The 22,705-nt window shown below is 72.4% G+C and carries 15 protein-coding genes; 7 read left to right on the top strand and 8 right to left on the bottom strand.

Going from position 1 to position 22,705, the window contains the following annotated elements; translation table 11 throughout:
- Window positions 1–288: 288 nt before the first annotated feature.
- Window positions 289–2,337 (top strand): hypothetical protein, encoded by a 2,049-nt coding sequence (locus tag D7V80_RS03640; protein WP_147446977.1) that lies wholly within the window; start codon window positions 289–291, stop codon window positions 2,335–2,337.
- A gap of 22 nt (window positions 2,338–2,359) precedes the next feature.
- On the opposite strand, the gene D7V80_RS03635 is transcribed toward D7V80_RS03640, so the two are convergent.
- The gene (locus D7V80_RS03635) at window positions 2,360–2,935 is read right to left on the bottom strand and encodes an RNA polymerase sigma factor (protein ID WP_120586823.1); all 576 of its coding nucleotides are present in this window, start codon (window positions 2,933–2,935) and stop codon (window positions 2,360–2,362) included.
- Between the two features lie 15 nt (window positions 2,936–2,950).
- The gene (locus D7V80_RS03630; RefSeq protein WP_120586822.1) at window positions 2,951–3,529 is read right to left on the bottom strand and encodes a hypothetical protein; all 579 of its coding nucleotides are present in this window, start codon (window positions 3,527–3,529) and stop codon (window positions 2,951–2,953) included.
- Window positions 3,530–3,649: 120 nt separating this feature from the next.
- Between D7V80_RS03630 and D7V80_RS03625 the strand changes: the two genes are divergently transcribed.
- Entirely contained in the window at window positions 3,650–4,114 is a 465-nt protein-coding gene (locus tag D7V80_RS03625; RefSeq protein WP_120586821.1) for a tetratricopeptide repeat protein, read from the top strand.
- A gap of 6 nt (window positions 4,115–4,120) precedes the next feature.
- Here D7V80_RS03625 and D7V80_RS03620 read toward each other — a convergent pair whose 3' ends face one another.
- Both D7V80_RS03620 and D7V80_RS03615 read right to left on the bottom strand, forming a co-directional pair.
- Window positions 4,121–5,533 carry a sigma-54 dependent transcriptional regulator gene (locus D7V80_RS03620; protein WP_120586820.1) on the bottom strand — a complete coding sequence of 471 codons (1,413 nt, stop codon included), beginning with the start codon at window positions 5,531–5,533 and terminating at the stop codon, window positions 4,121–4,123.
- A complete protein-coding gene (locus tag D7V80_RS03615) occupies window positions 5,530–6,843 on the bottom strand; it encodes a sensor histidine kinase (protein ID WP_120586819.1) in 1,314 nt (437 codons plus the stop codon). Before D7V80_RS03615 ends, D7V80_RS03620 begins: the two co-directional genes overlap by 4 nt.
- Window positions 6,844–7,015: 172 nt before the next feature.
- Here D7V80_RS03615 and D7V80_RS03610 point away from each other — a divergent pair, with 172 nt between their 5' ends.
- Together D7V80_RS03610 and D7V80_RS03605 are read left to right on the top strand one after the other, a co-directional pair.
- Window positions 7,016–7,951 carry an MBL fold metallo-hydrolase gene (locus D7V80_RS03610; RefSeq protein WP_120586818.1) on the top strand — a complete coding sequence of 312 codons (936 nt, stop codon included), beginning with the start codon at window positions 7,016–7,018 and terminating at the stop codon, window positions 7,949–7,951.
- Between the two features lie 31 nt (window positions 7,952–7,982).
- Window positions 7,983–9,749, top strand: coding sequence for a M14 family zinc carboxypeptidase (locus D7V80_RS03605; protein WP_120586817.1), 1,767 nt, complete (start codon window positions 7,983–7,985; stop codon window positions 9,747–9,749).
- Window positions 9,750–9,870: 121 nt separating this feature from the next.
- On the opposite strand, the gene cglD is transcribed toward D7V80_RS03605, so the two are convergent.
- A complete protein-coding gene (gene cglD / locus D7V80_RS03600) occupies window positions 9,871–13,275 on the bottom strand; it encodes an adventurous gliding motility lipoprotein CglD (protein WP_120586816.1) in 3,405 nt (1,134 codons plus the stop codon).
- Between the two features lie 260 nt (window positions 13,276–13,535).
- Between cglD and D7V80_RS03595 the strand changes: the two genes are divergently transcribed.
- Window positions 13,536–14,342: a TIGR02266 family protein gene (locus D7V80_RS03595; RefSeq protein WP_233585114.1), complete on the top strand. Its 807-nt coding sequence runs from the start codon at window positions 13,536–13,538 to the stop codon at window positions 14,340–14,342.
- Window positions 14,339–15,286, top strand: coding sequence for a serine/threonine-protein kinase (locus tag D7V80_RS03590; protein WP_199738356.1), 948 nt, complete (start codon window positions 14,339–14,341; stop codon window positions 15,284–15,286). Before D7V80_RS03595 ends, D7V80_RS03590 begins: the two co-directional genes overlap by 4 nt.
- 1 nt (window position 15,287) lies before the next feature.
- Here D7V80_RS03590 and D7V80_RS03585 read toward each other — a convergent pair whose 3' ends face one another.
- Window positions 15,288–19,142 carry an AAA family ATPase gene (locus D7V80_RS03585; RefSeq protein WP_120586814.1) on the bottom strand — a complete coding sequence of 1,285 codons (3,855 nt, stop codon included), beginning with the start codon at window positions 19,140–19,142 and terminating at the stop codon, window positions 15,288–15,290.
- Entirely contained in the window at window positions 19,139–20,383 is a 1,245-nt protein-coding gene (locus D7V80_RS03580) for an exonuclease SbcCD subunit D (protein ID WP_120586813.1), read from the bottom strand. The genes D7V80_RS03585 and D7V80_RS03580 overlap by 4 nt, the downstream gene beginning before the upstream one ends.
- Before the next feature lie 452 nt (window positions 20,384–20,835).
- Between D7V80_RS03580 and D7V80_RS03575 the strand changes: the two genes are divergently transcribed.
- Entirely contained in the window at window positions 20,836–21,519 is a 684-nt protein-coding gene (locus tag D7V80_RS03575; RefSeq protein WP_120586812.1) for a hypothetical protein, read from the top strand.
- Window positions 21,520–21,543: 24 nt separating this feature from the next.
- Here D7V80_RS03575 and D7V80_RS03570 read toward each other — a convergent pair whose 3' ends face one another.
- Window positions 21,544–22,569, bottom strand: coding sequence for a putative Ig domain-containing protein (locus D7V80_RS03570; protein WP_370452449.1), 1,026 nt, complete (start codon window positions 22,567–22,569; stop codon window positions 21,544–21,546).
- Window positions 22,570–22,705 lie beyond the last annotated feature (136 nt).

Below are 22,705 nucleotides of genomic sequence, written 5' to 3'. Positions count from 1 at the left end.
CTTTCCCCGGGCCAACGCGGCACCCGGCGCGCTCTTACACATGCGTAATCCGCTCCCCCCCCGAAGCCCGTGCCGCCCGCGCTCCTCCCACTGGGAGGCAGGGCGCCAGGCGGGCCCCGGGGTTTGTCCGCGCGAGGCCTTTTCCGGTAGGACGCGGCTTGGGCGGCCTGGAGTTCCAGGGGCTTGCGCGTCCGGTCGCGGCGGACCGGCGGCAAAACGGCCAGGAAAATCCGCTCACTCCGTATGGCCAGGGAAGCAAGGTCGGAGCTCGACCAGAGAGAGCATCGAATGCGACGCATGTGGGTGACGTGGGGGGCGATGCTGGCCCTCCTCGCCGGCGGCTGTGATGCCATCGACCTGTCGGAGATCACCCAGCGCGACGCGAAGACCCGGGTGCGCCCGGAGCCTCCTGGCGAGCACTGCGAGTTCGGCGGAGACGCGGTGGAGTCCGGCCTGGACCGGGACCGCGATGGGGAGCTGGACGACTCGGAGGTCACCGCCACCGACTACGTCTGCGACGCCGCCCTGCCCCAGGTCCTGACCCGCGCGCGGACCGAGCCCCACGGCGCGAACTGCACGCTGGGGGGACAGGCGGTGCAGTCCGGCCTGGACCAGGACGGCAACGGGCAACTGGACGACGCGGAGGTCTCCACCACCGAGTACGTCTGCGCCACCTCGGTGGCCAACGTGCTCCTGCGCGTGCGGCCGGTGAGCCCGGGCGCGCGCTGCCCCCTGGGCGGACAGGTGTCGCACGCCGGCCATGACGCCAACGGCAACGGGCTGCTGGAGGACGGGGAGATTGCCCAGGAGGTGTACGCGTGCAACGAGCCGGCCCCCGTCGTGCTGCGCCTGCGCACGCTGGCCGCCTTCACCGCGCCGTGCGACGGCGACGACAGCGGCGGCACGGTCCTGGAGGCGGGCCCGGACCTGAACGGTGACAAGGCGCTCGCGATGTCCGAGGTCGAAGCCACCCACTACTTCTGTGGCATGGAGCTGACCGACCTGAAGCTCCGCCATCAGCCCGAGCCCGCGGGGCCGAGCTGCTCACGCGGTGGCACGCGCGTGGACGCGTTCCAGGACCTGGACCACGACGGCGAGCCGGACCGCAACGGCGTCTCGGCGACCGTGTACGTGTGTCAGTCCACCCGCGTGCACGACGGGGACTTCGCGGTGACGGGCGCCGTGGACCTGGTCTCGCTCGAGGGCGTCACCCACCTGCGCGGCGAGCTGATCATCTCCGCGCCCACGCTCACCGACGCGTCCCTCCCCTCGCTGGCGGTCATCGAAGGGAGCCTCACCGTGCGGGGCAACGCCAGCCTGCGCCGGCTGTTCATGCCCGCCCTGCGCTTCGTGGGCGGCACCGCGGCGGTGCTCTCCAATGCCCGGCTGGACGCGCTCACGCTGGGCACGGCGCCGGACACCATGCTGCGGGTCGAGCGCAGCCTCTGGGTGGAGGACAACCCCATGCTCTCCACGCTGGAGGGGCTGGCGGCGGTGCAGCCCGGCGACAGCATCACCCTGCGCGCGAACAATGCGCTGGTGGACCCGGGCCTGCTTCCCTACGTCACCGAGCTCCACGGGTCGCTCGTCATCGAGGACCACCTGCGGCTGGACCGGTCGCCCTTCTTCAACCTGACCCGGGTCCATGGAGACGTGCGCCTTTCGGGTAACACCGCCCTGGGCGGCCCCTTCGGCCTGAATCACCTGACGCAGGTGGGGGGCTCCCTGGAGCTGCACGACAACGCGGTGCTGGAGACGCTCGACCCGCTGGCCCAGCTCACCTCCGTGGGAGCGCTGTTCATCACCGGCAACCCGCGGCTGACGGACACGACGGGGCTGGAGCAGCTCTCCTCCGCGGGCCGCATCCACATCCAGGGCAACAAGGAGCTCTTGAGCGTGGGGGACATGCCCCTGCTGCTCCAGGTCACCGACAGCTTCTCCGTGAAGTACAACGAGAAGCTCCAGCGCGTGCACCACCTGCCTGTCCTGCGCAGCGTGGCGACGGTGGCCCTGGTGGGCAACACGGCGCTGACGTCCCTGGAGGGCTTCCAGCGGCTGACCCGGCTGACCACCCTGGACGTGCTGGGGAACGCGGCGGTGACGAACCTGGGCGACCTGGCGCGCTTGCGCGAGGTGGACTACCTCAACCTCCAGGGCAACGCGGCGCTCACGGACTTCGGCCTGACGGACCTGGTGCGCGTGCCGGAAAGCTTCGGCGTCATCGACAACGCGAGGCTGCCCACGTGCCGGGCCACCGCGCTCGCGGCGAGCGTGTTCCAGGGCCAGCCGTGGGGGTTGGTCATCGAAAGGAACGACGACGCGGCGGCCTGCCCCTGAGGATCCTGAGCCGTGGGCCGTCTCAGCGGCGCGGCTTGCAGGAGCAGTCCAGGCAGCCGTGCGCCGCGCACGCGCCGCAGCCGCGCTCCAGCGAACGCTTGAGCGCGAGCCGCGCACGGTGCAGCCGCACGCCCGCGTTGTTGGGGGTGATGCCCACCTCGCGCGCCACCTCCGGCACCGCCCGCCCCTCCAGGTCCACCTGGCGCACGAGCTGCGCGTACTCGGGCTTGAGCGTGGGCAGCAGGTCCGCGAGGCACGCGCACACCGCGCCCTTCAGCTCCAGGTCCACGGTGGCGGAGTCCGCGTCGCGCGCCTCCACCTCCAGCGCGCGTCCTTCCGCGGCCTGCCGGCGGTGATGGTCCACGAGGGCGTTGCGCAGCAGGCGGTAGAACCACGCCACCGCGCTCTCGCCGTCCTTCAGCGCCCCGCCCTTCTCCAGGGTGCGGGCGAAGGCCGTCTGGAAGAGGTCCTCCGCGACGGCCCGGCTGCCCACGCGCCGCTCCACGAAGGCGAGGAAGCGGCGCTGATGGGCCAGGAGCGCCGCCACCACGTCCTCGCGGTCCGGGGGCAGCCCAGCATCTGGCCCTTCAGCCTCCATGCGACTCCTTCACGACTACGGAGGGCCGTTGCCCTGGCGCAGCGAGTTCAGCTCCACCGCGGTGGCGTAGATCTGGGCCCAGGCGCGGTACTTGAAGCGGTCCATCACGCCCTTCTGGTCGTTCGCGTAGTCGAACATGTCCTTGCGGAACAGCGCGTCGGCGGCCTTGCGCGCCTCGGGCTTCAGCGGCGTGCCCTTCTTCTCGAAGTAGCGCAGCAGGTCGTAGCCGTAGTCGTGCGTCTTGGCCGCCTTGTCGAACTCCTTCACCGGGCCAATCTGGCCGGGGACGGAGGCGTAGCCGAGCGGGTCCTGCATGCGCTGGCCGTGGGGCGTCTGGATGCTGTACGGCTTGTAGCCCATCACCTTCTCGAAGTCCGCCGGGGGCGGGCGAGCACCGGTGAGGTACTCGTTCATCAGCTTGCCGTGGTCGCCCGCGGGCGCGCCGGAGACGGCGGCGGTGCGCTGGGTGGCGGCGGTGCCGGAGGAGAAGGAGTCCTTCACCACGTTGCGGGCTGCGGGGGCGGCCGGACGCGTGGCGGGGGCTTCCTTCGCCTGGGTCTGGGGCGTGAGAACGGGCTTGTTGCGGATTTGCATGGGGGGCCTGGGCGAGAAGTCTTCTCGATTTTTCGGAAACCGCCCATCCAAAGTTGCGGATCCGCACGCGAAGTCACGCAGAATGCGCTCAAAGCGCCGCGGGGCGCATTGGAGGACTGCATGGGAAGCGACGCGTACCTCGATGAAATCCAACAGTTGCGCGCCGACGACGCGCAGGGCGCCCTGAACCTCGTGGACCGGGCGAGGAAGCAGGCGGACCTCTCCATCGAGGAGCTCACCAGGCTGGCGCACGCGCTGGACGAGCGCAAGCAGCGGGTCGCCGCGCTGACGCTCCTGGAAGAGGCCCTGCGCCGGGAGCCCACGGCGGCGGAGCCGGCCTACACGCTGGCCATGCTCTACCTGGAGCAGCAGCAGGACGCACGGGCAGTGGAGATCCTCAAGCCCGTCCTGGCCGCTCAGCCGGACCACGACAAGGCGAACCTGACCATGGCCATGGCGCTGGCGAAGACGGAGCCCTCGCAGGCGCGCGCGCACGCGGCCCGGGCCGCGAAGTCCCCGGACGAAGATGTCCGGGCGCAGGCGCAGGAGCTGGAAAAGGTCCTCGCGGAGCACGCGTCCCGCTAGGGGCCTTCAGTCTCCGCGCTTGAAGTCCTCCGTGCGGACGCCGTAGCGCTTGAGCAGGCGGTGCAGGCTCTCGCGCTCCATGCCCGCGCGCTCGGCCGCGTGGGTGACGTTGCCGGAGAACTCCTGCATCAGCGCGGTGAGGTAGTCGCGCGACACGGCGTCGCGCACGCGGTCCACCGCCTCGCGGTAGGGCTGCTTCGCCAGGGCCTCCGCGGGCAGCGGCCCCGGGGCCGCGGAGGCACGGGCCGAGGGGGTGGTGAGCTCGGGCGGCAGGTCCTCCGGGGTGATGCGGGGGCCCGCCGCCACCGCCGCCGCGCGCGCCACCGCGTTCTGCAGCTGCCGCACGTTGCCGGGCCAGGGCGCGGCGGTGAGCGCCTGGAGCGCCTGGGGCGTGAAGCCCTCCAGCTCCGGCCGGTTCGCGCCAGCGAGGAAGTGCATGGCGAGCAGCGGGATGTCCTCGCGGCGCTCGCGCAGGGCGGGCATCCGCACCGTCACGCCTTCCAACCGGTAGTAGAGGTCCTCGCGGAAGCGCCCCGCAGCCACCTCGTGCGCCAGGTCCCGGTGCGTGGCCGCCACCACGCGCACGTCCACCGTCACCGGCGTGGTGGTGCCCACGCGGCGGATCTCCTTCTCCTGGAGCGCGCGGTTGAGCTTCACCTGCACGGGCAGCGGCAGGTCGCCCACTTCATCCAGGAAGAGCGTGCCGCCGTGGGCCTCCTCGAAGAGGCCGGCCTTCGCGCCCGTCGCCCCGGTGAAGGCGCCCTTCGCGTGGCCGAAGAGCTCGCTCTCCACCAGCTCCGCCGGCAGCGCGCCGCAGTTCACCGCGACGAAGGGCTTGTCGCGGCGCGGGCTCTCGCGGTGCAGCGCGCGGGCGGCCAGCTCCTTGCCGGTGCCCGTCTCGCCAGTGAGCACCACGGTGAGGTCGCGCGCCGCCACCTGCGCGAGCAGCGCGTGCGTCTTCCGCAGCGCGGGGCTGGTGCCGCGCAGGCCGTGGAAGTCCGGCATGCGCGCCACGCGGGCGGCGAGTCCCTGTGCGTCGCGACGCTGGCGCTGGCGCTCCAGCGCGCGGGCGACCACCAGGGCCACCTCGTCCGGGTCGAAAGGCTTGGACAGGTAGTCGTACGCGCCTTCCTTGATGGCCTCCACGGCCTTGGGGATGCTCGCGTAGGCGGTGACGAGGACGACCTCCGTGTCCGGCGCGCGCCGCTTCACCTCGCGCAGCACCGTGAAGCCGTCCGCGCCCGGCATCTGGATGTCCGTGACGACCACGTCGAACGTGCGCGCGGAGAGCAGCGCCAGCGCCTGCACCCCGTCTGGCGCGGTCGTCACCGCGTACGCGTCCCCGAGGATGCGCGCGAACAGCTTGAGCATGTTCTCCTTGTCGTCCACCACGAGGACCGAGGGCTTCGCGCCGCTCATGCCGCCGCCTCCTGTACGCGCGATGGAGACGGCAGCGACAGCGTGAAGCGCGCGCCGCCCAGGGCCCCGGTGTCCACGTCGATGCGGCCGCCGTGCGCCTCCGCGATGGCCTGGCTCACCGCGAGCCCCAGCCCCGTGCCGGAGGGCTTCGTGGTGAAGAAGGGCTCGAACAGCCGCGCCCGCGCCTCCGGCGTCACCCCGGGCCCCGAGTCCGATACCGCCACGCGAGCGCTCCCGTCCGCGTCCACCGCGATGCGCACCTCCACCCGTCCTCCCTCGCCCGCGGCCTCCGCCGCGTTCTTCACCAGGTTGAGCAGCACCTGCCGCAGCCGGGGCGCCTGCGCCCACGCGGTGCCCTCGCCGTGCACGTCCACCGTCACGGTGCCCAGGCGCGTGGCTTCACGCAGGCGGGAGACGACCTCCTCGCACGCGTCGCGCAGCGCCACCGGCTCTTGCGGCCCGCGACCCGGACGCGCCAGGTCCAGGAGCCCCTCCACGATGTCCTGGCAGCGCACCGCCTCCTCCTCCACCACGCGCAGGTCCTCCGCGAGCGTGCCCTCCGCCCGCCGCTGCAACAGGCGCACGTACCCGAGGATGACGCCCAGCGGGTTGTTGATTTCATGCGCCACGCCCGCCGCCAGCCGGCCAATGCCCGCCAGCTTCTCGTGCTGGACGAGCCGCGCCACCGCGTTGCCGATGTACACGCCCACCCCGGCCGCGAACAGCGTGGCCCCGCCCAACAGCAAGAGCGCCCAGCGGAAGCTGTCGCGCTCCACCGCGCCCACGTGCGACTCGAAGGCGTCCATGGACGCGTCCGAGTCCGCCGTCAGCGCGTCCACCCGCGCCTGGATGCGCGACACCCACTCCAGCGCGCGCCCATGCGCGGCCTCCACCGCGGCCGCGTCCTTCGCCAGCACCGCGGGCAGGAGCGTGTCCCGGTAGAGCGTGTCCAGCGCGTCGCCGGACGCCTGGATGTCCGCCACCGCCGCGCGCTCGTCCGCGTCGCGCGCGTGCTCCGAAAGCCGCCGGGTCAGCGCCTCCACGCGGGCGCGGGCCTCGGTGTGGAAGCGCCGGTGGCTGTCGTTGCCCAGGATGATGGTGTGCGCCAGGTGCGCGTACTGGTCCCTCACCGCCGTGGCCAGCTCCCGGGCCTCCCGCGCGCGGCCGCCCACCTCGCGCAGCGCACGCGTGCCCTCATGGATGTCCGCCAGCCGGCCGAGCGCATAGCCCGACGCCGCCGTGAACAGCGCCACCAGCGCGCCGAACGCGAGCAACACCTTGCGGGTCGTGGTGCCGGAGACAGGTCCCATGGGAAGCCCTCTTATACGGCGCGCGCCCCTTTTCGCCCGCGCCCGGCGCATGTCCTCCCCAGGCCATCCCAAACCGCATTCCCCTTGCGCCCCTCCCCTCCAGCCGAGCATGACTCGCCCGAAGCGGCGCGGGCCCATCCTTGGGGGACACACCCGTTGCCGGGAGCCACTCATGGCGATGCGCTTCAAGAACCTGGATGGCAGCGGACCGCAGGCCTTCACCCGCGTCTTCAAGTGGGCCGTCACGGACAAGCTCGCGGGCAAGCGCCGCAGCGCGCCCGCGCGCGCGGTCGTGCCGCACGTGGAGCCGGACCTGGCGGTGCTCGCCACCCCACCCGCCCCGGGCGAGGGCGCCCGCCTGACGTGGCTGGGCCATGCGAGCTGGCTGGTGCAGCTGGATGGCGTGTCGCTGCTCATCGACCCGGTGCTGCGCGACGCCATCAACGTCATCATCCGCCGCAACGTGCCGCCCGGCGTGCCGGTGGAGAAGCTGCCGCGCATCGACGCGAGCCTGGTGACCCACAACCACTACGACCACCTGGACCTGCCCACGCTCAAGCAGGTGGGCGCCCGCATCGTCACCGGCCTGGGCCACGCGCCGGTGTTCCAGGGCCAGGGCCTGCCCTTCCACGAGCTGGACTGGTGGGAGTCCACGCAGGTGGGGCCCGTGCGCGTGCACTACGTGCCTTCCCAGCACTGGAGCCGCCGCGGCCTCAACGACGCCAACCAGATGCTCTGGGGCGGCTTCGTGGTGGAGGGCTCCAGCGCGCGCGTCTACCACTCCGGCGACACCGCCTACTTCCAGGGCTTCAAGGAGATTGGGGCGCGCTTCCCCAAGCTGGACGCGGCGCTCCTGCCCATTGGCGCCTACGACCCCGCGTGGTTCATGCGGCTGCAGCACATGAACCCGGAGGAGGCGGTGCAGGCCTTCGAGGACCTGGGCGCGATGGCCTTCTTCGCCATGCACTGGGGCACGTTCAAGCTCACGGACGAGCCGCTGGACGAGCCGCCCGCCCGCCTGGACGCGGAGTGGCTGCGCCGGGGCTGGCCGCGCGACCGCGTGCACGTGCTGCCCGTGGGCGGCACACACACCGTGCGGCACGGTTGAGCGCTGGCGGGGCTTGTGGTCTCAAGCGGGCATGCTCCTGCCCACCCTCACCGCCCTGGTCCTCACGCAGGCCCCTCCCCCACTCACCACCATCTCCGAGCAGAGCGGCTGGAAGCGCACCGGCCGCTACGCGGAAGCAGAGAGCCTCTGCCGCGCCTTCCCCAAGGCGTTCCCCGGCAAGGCCCGCTGCGACACGCTGGGCACGACGCCGGAGGGCCGCCCCATGGTGGCGCTCGTCGTCAGCCAGGACGGCACGCTCACCGCGGACGCCGCGCGCAAGAAGGGGCGGCCCGTCGTCTTCTTCCAGGGCGGCATCCACGCGGGTGAAATCGACGGCAAGGACGCCGGCTACTGGCTCCTGCGTGACGCGCTCCAGAACCGGGCGTCCGTGCCGGACCTGCTCAAGGGCGTCACCGCCGTCTTCGTCCCCGTCTTCAACGTGGACGGCCATGAGCGCTTCAACCCCAACCACCGCCCCAACCAGGTGGGCCCGGAGGAGATGGGCTTCCGCGTCACCGCCCAGAACCTCAACCTGAACCGCGACTACGTGAAGGCGGACGCGCCGGAGATGGTGCTGCTGTTGAAGTACCTCAACGCGTGGGACCCGCTCGTCTACGTGGACCTGCACGTCACCGACGGCGCGAAGTTCGAACCCGACGTGTCCGTGGGCGTGGAGCCCCAGAAGTCCGGCCCGCCCGCGCTGCGCGAGCTGGGCACGAAGCTGGTGGACGAGCTCTTCACCGACCTCACCGCCCAGGGACACCAGCCGCTGCGCTTCTACCCGTCCTTCCTCGTGGACGACGACCCCACGAGCGGCTTCGCCTACGGCGTCCCCCCGCCGCGCTTCAGCCACGCCTACTGGTCCGTCCACCACCGCTTCGGCGTGCTCGTGGAGACGCACTCCTGGAAGAACTACGCCCAGCGCGTGAAGGCCACCCGCGACGTGCTGGAGGGCCTCTTGAAGCTCGTGGCCCGCGACGGCGCCGCGCTCCAGGCCGCCGTGAAGGCGGAGGACCAGAAGGCCGTGGCCGGCGGGGTGCGCGAGGTGGTGCTCGGCTGGAAGAACACGTCCAAGCGCGAGGCGATCGCGTTCAAGGGCTACGCCTACGAGCGCCTGCCGTCGGACGTCTCCGGCCAGCCGTACATCCGCTACGACGACACGCAGCCCCAGACGTGGAAGGTGCCGTACCTGCCGGACGTGGAGCCCTCCGTCACCGCGAAGCTGCCCGAGGGCGGCTACCTGGTGTCCGCCGCGCACGCAGCGTGGGTCGCGCCGAAGCTGGCCGCGCACGGCATCGCGTTCCAGCGCCTCACCCGCGCGGTGCCCGCGGCGAAGGTGGAGTCGTTCCACTCGAAGGACTTCCAGTTCCAGGTGCGCACCAACGAAGGCCACCAGGGCCTCACCGCGAAGGGCGAGTGGAAGCCGGACACGCAGGACCTCCCCGTGGGGACGCTCTACGTGCCGGTGGCGCAGAAGAACGTGCAGTTGGTGGCGCACCTCTTCGAGCCCGCGGGGCCGGACTCGCTGCTCACGTGGGGCTTCTTCAACGCCCACTTCGAGCAGAAGGAATACATCGAGGACTACGTGCTGGAGCCCTGGGCCCGGGAGCTGCTGGCGAAGGACGCGGGCGTGAAGGCCGCGTTCCAGGAGCGCCTGAAGGACCCCGCGTTCGCCAAGGACCCGCGCGCCCGCCTGCGCTTCTTCGCCGAGCGCCACCCGACCTGGGACGAGCGCCTGGGCCTCTACCCCGTGTACCGCGCCGCCAGCGCGCCTTCGAACCTGGCGCCGGTGAAGTAGCACCGGGGAAGGAAGAAGCCCCCGGCCCGCGCCCCCTTCAGGGGCATCGCGGAGCGGGGGCTTCGGATTCAGCGCCGCGCTCCCGGTCCATGAGGCACCGGGAGCGCGTTTTCATTTGATGCTAGCCGATGGGCTTCTCGCAGGCGCAGGAGCTGACGTTGCAGAAGAAGCCCGGCGCGCAGCCGCCGCAGTCCGGCTGGCAGACGCAGGCGCACAGGCCGGGGTCCGCACCGAAGCCGGTGCCGCAGTTGAGCGCGCCCGTGTCGCAGACGCAGCCGCAGGCGTTGTTGTCGAACTTGTAGCCCGCCGCGCAGGTCGCGGACTGCACGCAGCTGCACGAGCAGGTGCCCGTGTTGCACGTCTCGAAGGTGCCGCACGTGCCGCCGCAGTCCGGCGCGCAGGTGAAGTCACACACCGCGCGGTCGGTGTTGCACACCTGGCCCGCGGGCGCCGTGCCACCGCAGTCCGCCGGGCACTCGCACTTGTCCGTGGTGCGGTTGCAGGCGAGCTTGCCCTTGCAGAAGTCCGGGTCGTTCGCGTCGTAGTACGTCGTGTCGGACGAGCACGGAGGCGGGTTGCCGTCCGCCTTGGCCGTGCGGTCGATCCAGTAGCGGTACGACAGCGCCGCCTGCGTCTTGCCGGACTCCTTCGGACGGCAGGCGCCGTAGAAGGACACGGTGCGGTTGATGCCGTCCACGTCGAAGCCGTTGGTGCGGCTGCGCGGCAGGTCCCCGATGCTCGGGCAGGCGACCGCGTCCACCACCGCATCCACCGCGACCTTCAGCGACGCGCCAATCGGCGGCTTGAGCGTGCGGTAACCCACCGACGCGATGACGCTGTCCACGATGGCGTTGATGGTGTTGGTGATGGAGGTGTTGTCCCGGATGCTGCCGGACACGCCGCCCGTGGCCTGGATGACATCCAGGTGGCGCGGGTTCGTGTTGTCCTCACCCGAGTAGCACGGGGCGCCGTCCGGCGGGCAGATGATGCCGTGCACCTGGATGCGCTGGCCCGTGGGGTTGCTCGTGGTGCCAGCCGTGGTGCCGCTGTTGAGGAAGTACGCGGAGTAGTTGGCCACCGTGTCCGTGGACTGGTCCTTCACGTCCGTGAGGATGACCACCACCACCTTGGCGCCCGGACGGATCTTCGTCTCAGGGCCGCCCGTGGACGCGGCCATGTCGTTGATGGCCTTGCGCGCGGCCTCCAGCGGACGCTCGCTGCCGTCACCGCCCAGGGCCACCCAGCAGTTGGTGTTGGCCGTACAGGTGGTGTTGGGCAGCGGCGTGTACGTGGGGTTCTGGGTGGTGCCGCCCTTCACGGCGCACACGTTGTTGTTGCACACCGCGTTCTGGGTCAGCCACGCCTTGAACTGGTCGATGTTGGTGGTGAAGGGGCGGATGACGTTGCGGTTGGCGCTGTTGCCCACCGTGTAGCTGGTGGTCACCATGGACACGCGCCAGTCCAGCGTCGCGTTGCCCAGCTTGTTGGCCACCGCCGTGCCCGCGTTCGCCAGCGACGTCTGCGACGACGCCATGGAGCCGGAGTCGTCCACCACGAAGAGGAAGTCCACCACGGCCGTGTTGCCGGTGAAGACCTCGCACTGCACCGCGTCCGCGTCTCCGAACTGCGCCAGCGCGGAGCCGCCCGCCGTGTCCGCCATGGTGAACAGGCCGCCCGCCTCGTTGTAGCGGGCCGCCGGCGTGATGGCGAGCACCACCACGACGCTCTGGTTGGAGCGGTGCACGTACTGCGCCTGGATCTTGAACGGACCGTTGACGCCCGACGACGAGCCGCCCAGCGTCTCCGTGCTGTTGGGCACCAGCTGCCGCGCCAGCGAGTTGGTGAACGCCTTCAGCTCCGTCGTGCCGGCGAGCCCGTAGCGGGAGACCGCCGCGGGGAAGCCGTCCCAGGTGGTGAACGTCTGCGTGAACTCCACGTCCGCCGGCGACAGGAGCGCCGTGCCGGTGCGGATGCCCGACTCGTCGGTCGAGGGCGTGGTGGAGTTGCCCACCTGGCCGCGCTTGTAGGCGATGAACGTCACCTGCTTCGTGTCGTCATAGCCCATCACGCCCACGGTCTGGCCGTTGGCCTTCAGGTTGAGGAGGTTGGCGGTCTTGAAGGTGTTGGGCAGCGCGAGCCGGATGTCCGCGCCGCTGTCCTCCTTGAAGGTCACCGTGCGCAGGTTCTGCACGCTGCACGCCTTGCCCGCGGGCGTGCTGGACGCGCCGTCCTTGGGGTCCAGCGGGTTGAGCTCGTTCGCGTCCACGCGGCCGTTCTGGTTGGAGTCCTCCGCGCCGTCGGGGATGCCGTCGCCGTCGGTGTCCGCCTTGTTGGGGTCCGTCTTCGTCGTGGGGTCCGCGTCGCCCACGTAGGTGCAGCCGGCGCTCGGGGGGGCCGCGGCCGTGGTCACGCCACGCTCCACGCCGTCGAGCAGGCCGTCACCGTCGGTGTCCGGGTTGGTGGGGTCCGTCTCGCCGGGGTCCACCTGGCCGTTGGAGTTGGGGTCCTCACCGAGGAAGCCGTTGCGGCCGGGGCCGTCCTGGAGCCCGTCGCAGTCGGTGTCCGTCAGGCGCGGGTCGGTCTCACCGGAGTCCACGCGGCCGTTCTTGTTCGAGTCCTCCACGCCGTCCGCCACGCCGTCGCCGTCCGTGTCGGCGTTGTTCGGGTTGGTGCCGGTGGCGACCTCGACGGAGTCCGGGATGCCGTCGAAGTCCGCGTCGGGGATGGACGCCGCGCAGTCCGCCTTGCGCGGATCCGTCTCGCCCGGATCCACCTTGCCGTTCTTGTTCACGTCCTCGGCGCCGTCCGAGCAGGTGTCGCCGTCCGTGTCGGGCTTGAGCGGATCCGTGCCCGTCTGCTTCTCCAGGCCGTCCGGCAGGCCGTCGCCGTCGGTGTCGCGCAGGCGGGGGTCCGTCTCGCCGGGGCTCACCGAGCCGTTCTTGTTCGCGTCCTCCACGCCGTCCGGGATGCCGTCACCGTCGGAGTCCGCCGTGTTCGGGTCCGTCTCCGTGAGGTCGCGCTTGCCGTTGCGGTTGGCGTCCTCCAGGCCGTCCGGCAGCCCGTCGTCGTCCGTGTCCGCCTTCACCGGCGAGGTGCGCGTGGTGGGGTCCTGGTCCGGGTAGAACGAGCAATTGGGGTCCACGCTGCTCGTGCGGCCCACCTCCACGCCGTCACGGATGCCGTCGCCGTCCGTGTCGCGCCGGCCGGGGTGCGTCTTCAGGCCGCCGGCGTAGACCGTGGAGAACTCCTCCTGGTCCGTCAGGCCGTCGCAGTCCGAGTCCTTCGTGGCATTTTCCTGATCATACGGGTTGACGGGGACCTCACCGGGGTCGGGGTCCGGGTCGACGATGACGCCCGCGTCCTCGACATAGCCGGCGTCGAAGCCCGCGTCGGAGCCGGCGTCGGTGCCGGCGTCGTTGGTGGGGTTGGGATCATCAGGGCCGGGGTCCGGGTCACTGCCGCCGCAGCCCGCCATGAGCGTGGCCGCAAGCAGCGTGCCGGAGAAGAGTCGGATCCAATTGCGCATAACGGGTCAGCACTCCGGGAAGGGGGGAACGGAGAATTCCGGCAGCATAGAGGGATGCGCGCCCGATGCCGATGTAGGTACGCCCTGGGACGGAGGCGGCATCACGATTCGTAAACTCCACGTTCACCTCTGTCGCCTGTTTCCGACTGCACTGTCTTTACGGAGGGCAGGAGGGCTCGGTTATCGTCCGCCCCGTGCCTGTGTTCGGTCTTGCGGCGGTATGGGGGGAAGCGGCTTCGCCTGAGAAGGCGGCAGCCGTCGTGGAGGGCCTGGGCGCGCTTCTGCCGTCCGCGCAGTCGATCCAGCTCGTGGTGGCGTTTCGCGACGAGGCCGGCGCGCTGGAGGTGAAGGTGGAGGTGCCCGGCTATCCGCGCGCGGCGGTGGAGCGGCTGGGCGAGGAGGTTCGCAAGAGCGGCGGCACGTTCGTGGAGCTGTGGCGGCTGCCCAAGGCGGAGCGGGACGCGCTGCGCTCGCGCACGCTGGCGGGCGGCACGCCCTTCGGCGGCAACGAGCGCACGCAGGCCGCGCAGGAGCTGCGGCAGCACCTGGAGGCCCTGGCCGCGCGAGGTCCCCTGCCCGCCCCGTCCGCGCCGAAGAGTGCGCCGCCATCCGAGGCACCGCCCGCGCCCCAGGCCGCTCCCAGCGAGAGCGGGGGCGCACCGGGGACCGGAGCGGCCGGAGAGTCATCGCCGCCGGATCCGCTCACGCCCTCCCCCACGCCCTCTCCCGCACCCCCTGGTGATGAATCCCAGCGGCGCGCCCGGCGTTTCGCGGTGAAGCTGGAGATGGAGTTCCGCACGGAGCTGGACTTCGTGCGCGAGCACGCGCTGAACATCAGCAACGGAGGACTCTTCGTGCGCACGGCGCACCGCCCGCCGCAGGACAGCGTGGTCACCGTGGACGTGAAGCTGCCCAACGGCCAGCGGCTGCAGGGCGAGGCGCTGGTGGTGCACGTGGTGGATGATCAGTACACCGGGGGCGTGGGGCTGGCCTTCCTGAGCGACGACGCCACCTTCTCGGCGACGCTGGACGGGTACCTGGCGAGCCTGGCCGGAGAGAAGGCGTGACGTTGGAGGAAGGCAAGACACCCGAGTGGCCGCGCGACCTGGGCCGCTTCCAGCTGCTGTCGCGGCTGGGGCGCGGAGGAAACGCGGAGGTCTTCCGCGCGCGGATCCTCCAGGGGCCGCATGCGGGGGAGGAAGTGGCCCTCAAGCGCGTGCGGCCGGAGCGCCTGCGGGACGCGGAGGCGCGCGATCAGCTCCTGCATGAGGCGGAGCTGGCGCGGTGCCTGGACCATCCGCACATCGTGGGCTTCCGGGAGTACGGCGAGCTGGCGGACGGGCCCTACCTGGCGCTGGAGCTGGTGGACGGCACGGACCTGGGGCGCGTGCTGGCGCAGTGCCGGCGCCGGCGCATCGAGCTGCCCATCGACATCTCCGTGATGATGGTGCGCCACGTGCTGGAGGCGCTGGCGTACGCGCACAAGGCCACCAACTCCAAGGGCCTGCCGCTGGCGGTGGTGCACTGCGATGTGTCTCCACACAACGTGCTCCTGTCGCGCGGCGGAGAGGTGAAGCTGGCGGACTTCGGCGTGGCCCGCTCGCGCGCGGGCCTGGAGGTGGACCTGCGGCGGGTGGGCAAGCAGAACTACCGCTCGCCGGAGCTGCTGGCCGGTGAGGTCTCCGTGGCGGTGGACCTGTGGGCGGCGGCGGTGCTGCTGTACGAGCTGCTCTCCCTGGAGTCGCCCTATGCGGAGGGGACGGCCGAGGAGGTGGAGGCCTCCATCCGGGGCCTGCGGGTGACGCCCGTGCGCATGGTGGCGCCGGAGGTGTCGGATCCGCTGGCGCTGGTGTTGGACCGGGCGCTCGCGCCGCACCCGTCGCAGCGCTTCTCCTCCGCGGAGCAGTTCGCGCGGGCGCTGGCGGCGCTGAGCGACGACCGCGTGGCGACGCCGCTGGCCGTGGCCGCGGTGGTGCGCGGCCTGATGGGCGCGGAGCCGGTGACGGGCTGAGTCACGCCACCTGTTGATCCGAGGGCACGACGATCCCCGCGTCGCCTTCAACGACGAGCCTGCTGCGGCCGCCGCCCTGCTTCACCACGCGCACCTGCACGCCGATGCGCTCGGCGAGCCCGCTCACGTGGGAGATGATGCCCACCTGACGGCCGGTGGCCTGGAGCGCGTCGAGCGTGGCGAGCGCGACCTCCAGCGTCTCCGGATCCAGCGTGCCGAAGCCCTCGTCGATGAAGAGGGTCTCCACCTGCGTCGTCTCCGACGACAGCGAGGCCAGGCCCAGCGCGAGCGCGAGCGACACGAGGAAGCTCTCGCCGCCGGAGAGGCTGGCCACGCTGCGGACCTCGTCGCCCATGTCGCCGTCCACCACCTGGAGGTCCAGGTCGTGGCCGGGCACGCGCTCCAAACGGTAGCGGCGGGCCAGCTCGCGCAGGTGCGCGTTGGCGTGCAAGAGCAGCGCGTCCAGGGTGAGGCTCTGGGCGAAGACCTTGAACTTCTTTCCGTCGTGCGAGCCGATGAGGTCGCCCAGCGTCTTCCACACCTCCGCGTCCGCGCGGCGCTGCTCCAGGGCCCGGGCCTCCGCGCCATGGCGGGCGCGGGCGGCGTCGTCGGTGTCCAGCTTCGCGCGCAGCAGGGCCTCGGCGCGGCGGCGCACCTCCACGTCGGTGCGCAGGCGTTCGCAGAGCTCCGCGACGTCCCCTTCCGCGAGCGAGGGAAGCCCGGAGGCCTCATGGCGGACGCGGCGCTCGCGGCGCTCCACGAGGACGGCGCGGGCCTGGGCCACGGACTCGCGCAGGGCGTTGAGCGCGCGGGCCTCCGCGTCGCACCAGGCGGCGCCGCGCGACAGCAGGGCCTTGAGTTGCTCCAGGGTGGAGCCATGGCCGGCGAGGCGTTCCGAGAGGACGGCCTGGGCGCGATCGAGCGCGAGGGCCGCGTCGGTGCGCAGGCGCACGGCGTCCTCGGCGCGGGCGGTGGCCACCTTCTCCGCCTGCTGGAGGGCTTCGGAGTCCTCGCGGGCGCGCTCGTAGGTGACCTGGGCGGCGTCGATGCGCGCCTGGATCTCCGCGCGCACCTCCTGCGTGGGGCGGCCCTGGAGCAGCCGGGCGCGGGCCCTGGACGCATCCTGGAAGGCCGCGTCCTTGAGGCTCGCGCGGTGGGCGGCGGTCTCCGCGTCCTCGTGCCGGGACTGGAGGCGGACCTCTTCACGGGCACGCAGGCCCTGTTGCTCCTCCAGGCGCTTGCGAGAGGTCTCCAGCTCCGCGAGCTTCTCGCGCCACTTCGCCACGCGCTCCAGGCACCGGCTCTGGAAGCGAGCAGGGTCCGCGGCGAGCTTGTCCTTCCAGGTGGCCTCTTCGCTGGCGAACGGAGGGGACACTTCCGTGAGGGCGCGCTCGCGGGCATCGCGGGCGGTGTCCCGGCGAAGCAGTGCATCCCGGTGGGACTGGGACGCGCGGGACCAGGCGTCCTCGGCCTTGCGAAGGGCCTCGGCCGCGCCTTCGCGCCGGGTGCGCCGGGTCTCCAACAGGGCCCGGGCCTCGCGAGCGGCGCTGGCGCGGGCTTCCGCGGAGGCCTCTTCGTCACGGAGGGTCGCGAGCCGCGAGCGCACGTCTTCCTGCGCGGCGCGGATCCACGCCTGGGCGGTGGTGGCCTCCGCATCCTCCGGAGGCGATGCAGCGGCACTGGCATCCTGCGCGGCGTGCTCCATCTGCCCGCGAGCAGCCGCCAGTGTTGCCGTGTCCTCCCCTGGAAGCACCGCGCGGGTCCACCGTTCGCGCGCCGCGCGCCAGGCATCACGGTGCGCCGTGCGCTTGCGGGCCGCCGTGTCACGCCGGGCTTCGGCCTGGGTCGCGGCGGTGTCCGCGGTCGCCTGCCGCACGCTCGCCGCGCTCTCCTGCTTCGCCGCGGCATCGCGCGCCGACTCCAGCTCCAGCACCCGGGCCGCGGCCTCCGCGACCAGCCCTTCCAGCGCGGAGGCCTCCCGCGCATACGGATGTTCGAGCGCGCCGCACAGCGGACACGGCTCTCCTTCGTGCAGCGCGGCCCGGTGCGAGGCCAGCCCCTGCGTCGCCTCCGCGCGCGACTGCGCACGGCGCGCCTCGTGGAGCATCGCCTCCTGCGTCGCCCGCGCCGCCGCCGCGTCCTTCGCCTCCGCCGCCGCGCGCTGGGAAACCTCGCGGTGCGTCTTCACCTCCGCCGCCGCGTCACCTTCCGCCGAGCCCTCCGCCCGAGCGCCTTCACCCGCGAGCGTCAGCGCCCCCAGGACCTCCTGTCGCGCCAGCAGCGCTTCCCGGAGCGCCCGCCGTGCCGCGCCGCCATCCTCCCCAAGCGCGGCTTCCGCGTGCGTCGCCAGGGCCTGCGCCTGCGCTTCCGACTCGACCGCGCCCTGGTGCTCCTCGCGGCGCGCCTGGGCCTCGTTGCCCAGGCGGTCCGCGTCCGTCCCCAACCGGTCCACGTCCGCGCCCGCCGCCTGTTCCTCCTTCAGCGCCCCCGCGAAGCGCTCCAGCTCGCGCTGCCAGCGGGGCCACTCCGTGGCCAGGGACTCCCAGCTCGCATGCGACGTGCGCCACGCTTCGGCCGCGTCCACCAGCACCTGGGCTTTCGCTTCCGCCGCCTGCACCAGCCCCAGCGCATCGCGAGCCGACGCTTCCGCGGCCCTCGCCTGCTTCGCCAGCTCCGCGGCCTCACGGGCCTCGCGCTCCGCCTCCGCGCGGCGCGTGTCCAGGGTCGCGGCCTCCTCCAGCGCCGGACGCACCGACGCCTCCGCCTCCAGCGCCGCCGCCCGCGCGGCCTCCGCCTGCATCCGCACCTGCCGCTGCGCCGCCGCCGCCGCGAGCGCCGCTTCCGCCTGTGAGGCCCGCTCCAGCTGCTCGGCCTCCGCCCTCACGCAGCCCTGCTCCGCGGCCTCCACCGCCGACACCACCGCGCGGAAGCCCTCCGCCGCGCGCACCGACTCCAGCAGCGCCTCACGAGGCGCCGCCGCCTCCCGCTCCGACTCCGCCCGGGCCACCGCGCTTTCGGCCTGCTGCTCCTGCCCCACGAACTCCGCGCGCTGCGCGTACCAGGACCGGGCCGCTTCCGCCTCGCGCGACCGCGTCTCCTCACGGACCCGCGCCGCCTCCTCCTCGCCCAGCTGGACGCGCACGCTCTCGCGATCCGCGTCCGACATCAGCGCGATGGCCGCGAGCCCCAGCGACAGCCGCTTCAGCTCCTCCTGCTCCTTCGCGTTCTTCTCGTGCGCGGCGATGGACAGCCGGCTGTACACCTCCGTGCCCGTCATCCGCTCCAGCAGCTCCGCGCGCTCGTTCGCGTCCGCGCGCAGGAACGCCGCGAACTCCCCCTGCGCCAGCAGCGCCGAGCGCCGGAACTGATCGAACGACAGCCCCAGCCGCTCCTGGATCGCGTGGAGCACCTCGCCCTTGGTGCGGCCGAACAGCTGCCCCGAGGCCACGTCCGTCAGGCTCAGCTCCTGCGGCCGGAATCTCCCCTCCGCGCGCTCGCGAGCACGCCACACGTTCCACCGCGCCCGGTAGCGCCGCCCGTCCTTGCCCAGGAAGTCCACCTCCGCGTGGCCCTTGCCCGCCCCGCGCCGCAGCATGCCGCGCACGTCGTAGGCGGACAGCCGCGCCTCCTCGTCCTCGTCCGCCCGGCCCACCAGCACCTTGCTGGGCCCGCCCAGCCGGGGCGTGCGGTCGAACAGCGCCAGGCACAGCGCATCCAGCAGCGTGCTCTTCCCCGCCCCCGTCGCGCCGGAGATGGCGAACAGCCCCAGCCGGTCCAGCGGCGCCCGGTCCAGCTCCAGCGCGAAGTCCCCCGCGAAGCTCGTGAGGTTGCTGCCGCGAATCGCCAGAATCTTCACGACGCATCCTCCTGCACCTGCGTGAGCAGTGCATGGAACGACTCCAGCAACCCCGGCGAGGGCGCCTCCTTGAAGTCCCGCGCATACCGGGCGAGGAACACGTCCTCCGGCGTGCGCTCCCGCAGCGACAGCCCCGGCCGCACGTCCGCCAGCGCCCCGCCCGTGCCCGTGTAGAAGGGCGTCAGCTTCACCAGCCGCGCCGCCCGCCCCTCCAGCGCCTTCTCCACCTTGTGGCGCAGCGCCGGCTCTGGCCGGGGCAGCGACACACAGACCTCCAGGTACGGCCGCATCGACTCCGGCGCCCCCGCCTCGTACGCGGGCAGCGCCGCCAGCAGCTCCAGCACCTCCGACAGCGGCGCCGCGTCCCTCGCGGGCACCCGCATCATGTCCGTGGTGCGAGGCACCGACAGCGGGCGCACCTGCGTCAGCGCCCCGTCCTCCACGTCCAGCACCAGCACCTGGTGCCGGTAGTGCGCCTCCGACAGTGACAGCGGCAGCGGAGAGCCGCTGTAGCGCACGCCCTCGCGACCGCCCACGCGCTGCGCCTTGTGCAGGTGCCCCAGCGCCGCGTACGCGACGTCCTCCGGGAACAGCTCCACCGGCAGCGCGTGCTGGTTGCCGCCAAGAATCTTCCGCTCGCTCAGCTCCGATAGCTCCGAGCCCGTCATGTAGCAATGGCCCATGGCCACCAGCGCCTGCCCGGACCGGCGCCGCCTGCGCGCCGCGTCCAGCACCTCCGCGTAAACGGAGCGCACCCCCTCCACCAGCCGGTCCCCTTCACTGTCCGGCACGGACGGCAGGTCCGAGGGCCGCAGGTACGGCACCGCCGCCACCCACGCGCCCACCTTCCCGCGCGCGTCGTGCACCGGCACCACCAGCCGCTCCATCTCCAGCCCGCCCCGGTGGCGCGGCAGGCCGCCCACCACGCGCACGCCCAGGGCGTGGAACAGCGGATCCGGCGCGTCCAGGCGCGCGGCGGAGTCGTGGTTGCCGCCCACCACCACCACGTCCAGCTTCGGCAGCGTGCGCCGGGCACGCGCGATGAAGTGGTACCAGGCCGCCTGCGCCTCCGCGCTGGGGTTGGCCGTGTCGAAGATGTCCCCGGCCACCAGGAGCGCATCCACCTCCTGAGACTCCAGCGTGTCCAACAGCCACGTCAGGAACGCGGCGTGCTCCACTTCGCGTGAGACGTCATACAGCGTGTGGCCCAGGTGCCAGTCCGACGTGTGCAGCAGGCGCATCCGGCGTTCACCCTCCCTCGTGGCCCGGTGGCGGGTGCGGGCCGGGCAGCCTCCCCCGGTCCCATCCCCGACTCCAAGCGGCGAGCCCTCGCTCCCTTACCCGCCCCCTCTGACATTGTCGAAAAAGGGCGTCATTCCGCGCGCTTGCGTCCGTGGCCTGCCCGACGCGTCCCCTCCTCCCCACCCCACGCGCCACGGAGCCTTTCGCATGCGGCCGGGGCCCACCCGCCAGGGCACACCCGTGGCGTGGGGGCCCTGCGCCATGCGTGCACTCCACACACGCGTGCGCCACGGTCCGCGCGAGGCACACGGGATTCCACACGTTTGCGCTCGCGCGGCGTTCCTTCCGCAGGTCCACGCACCCATGCCGCAAGCCTGCCCGCCGCGCGGAGGTGCATCCGCGATCGGATTGATGGTTCACGCGCCGCGAGGCCAGTGCACAATGCGCCGCCATGCTTTCCGGTGTCTTCTCCCCGCTCGGCATCCTCGCGTCCCTGCTCGTCCTGGGCGCCCTGGTCCTCGCCACGCTGTTCCAGCTCAAGCGCCGCCAGCGCGCCGCGTGGGAGGCGTTCGCGAAGGCGCACGGCCTCTCCATCGCGGAGCGGCGGATGGAGGTGCAGGGGCGCTATCAAGGGCGTCCGCTGCTGCTGGCCACGGGCAAGCGCGGCGCGAGCAACAAGAAGCGCCACACCGTGACGGTGCTGCGGCTGGACCTGGAGGGCGCGCTGCCCGCGGACCTGCTGCTGGAGCACGAGCGCCCCGAGGACAAGCTCCCCGGCGCAGCCACCCCGCGCGAGGAGACGATTGGCGACGCGGAGCTGGACGCGGCCTTCCAGGTGGAGGGGCTGGCCCCGGAAGCGCGCCCCATCATCCTGGAGCCGGGCGTGCGTCAGCGCCTCTTGGGCCTGAAGGGCCACCGCCGCGTGAGCATCAAGGGCGGCTGGCTCCAGGTGGAGCAGCGCGGTGTCCCCGCGAGCGCCGCCGCGCTGGAGGCGTTGATCCGCGCCCCTAACGACCTGGCCCGCGCCGTCTCCGAGGCCGCGCCCGCGCTGCCCGCGACGAACGCCGTGGAGGCTTCGCCGCATGCGGAGGCGGCACGGATGGACGAAGAGCTGCCCGGCTCCGAGCACGCCTGAGCCTTCGCGGCACCGGGTACGGCGTCAGGCCCGGCGACGCCGGGCGCGCAGCCCCAGCAGGCCCAGCCCCATCCACACCGCCGGAGCCAGCGCGTTGGTGCCGCAGCCGCAGCTCCAGGGGTCGATGATGTCGTCGCCCTCGTCTCCAATCTCGATGGGCCCACCATCCACCGCCGTTCCCGCGTCCGGACCGGGACCGTCGACGTACACCGTGACGGCCTCCGTCTCGACCTGGTGTCCCGCCGAGTCCGTCACGATGACCTGGAGGACATGGCCTCCAGGCGCGAGCCTCGTGAGGTCCCAGTCGCTCACGGAGTAGACGGGGCCCGGGCCCTTCTGCTCCACCAGAGGCTCACCATTCACCCGGAACAGCGCGCTCACGCACCCCACGTCGTCGGTGCACTCGCAGGAGAAGTCGGCAAGGGGCCCTGACAGCCGTTCGTCCTGGAGCGGAGCGAGGATGCGCGCCGTGGGGGGCTGATCCGTCCCCACGACGAGCCGGAAGGACAGCTCCGCATCGGGTGGCTGCCCATTGCTCGCCACCACCGCCACGTCCACCTCCCCCGGTTGAGCAGGCGTCCACGTGAGGTTGCCCAGCGCATCCACGCTCATCCCCGGAGGCGCGGTGCGCAGGGAATACGTCGGAGCAGGCCGTCCCCGCGCGTGCACGGCGAGCCGATAGGGAGCGCCCACCACGGCCCGGGTGACAGGCACGGTGGTGAAGACCGGAGCCAGGGGGTCCTGATCCGCTTCCGTCACGACGAAGGTGAGCGGCTCCAGGTCCGGTGCGGACACCGTGAAGGTGGCCGTGCCGTCCTCGTTGTCCGCGTCCTTCGCGGCCGCCAGCACCACCTCCTGGGGATCCCAGTTGCCCGGACCGAACGTGAGCACCGCGCCTTCCCGCACCGTGAGATCCGCGTCGCCGTCCGTCCGCCCCACCGTGACGGTGAGCACATCCTCCGGGCCGCCAGGCCACAGGTGGCCGGACAACGACACGTAGACGGACGCCGTGCCCCCCTCCACCACTCGCGGCGACGGCTCGGACAGCACCAGGCGCAAGGGGTCGGGGATTCCCGCCTCCGGCAAGGGGATGGGACGGGCCGGAGTCCTTGCCCATGCAGTGGAAGACAGACAGACCCCGAGCCAGCACAGGAGCAGGTGGCGCATGCCCCTGACGCTATCCCGT

This window comes from Corallococcus sp. CA054B (genome assembly GCF_003611625.1).
In the GTDB taxonomy this organism is placed as follows: Bacteria; Myxococcota; Myxococcia; order Myxococcales; family Myxococcaceae; genus Corallococcus; species Corallococcus coralloides.
This window is presented reverse-complemented; position numbering and strand designations above follow the sequence as displayed.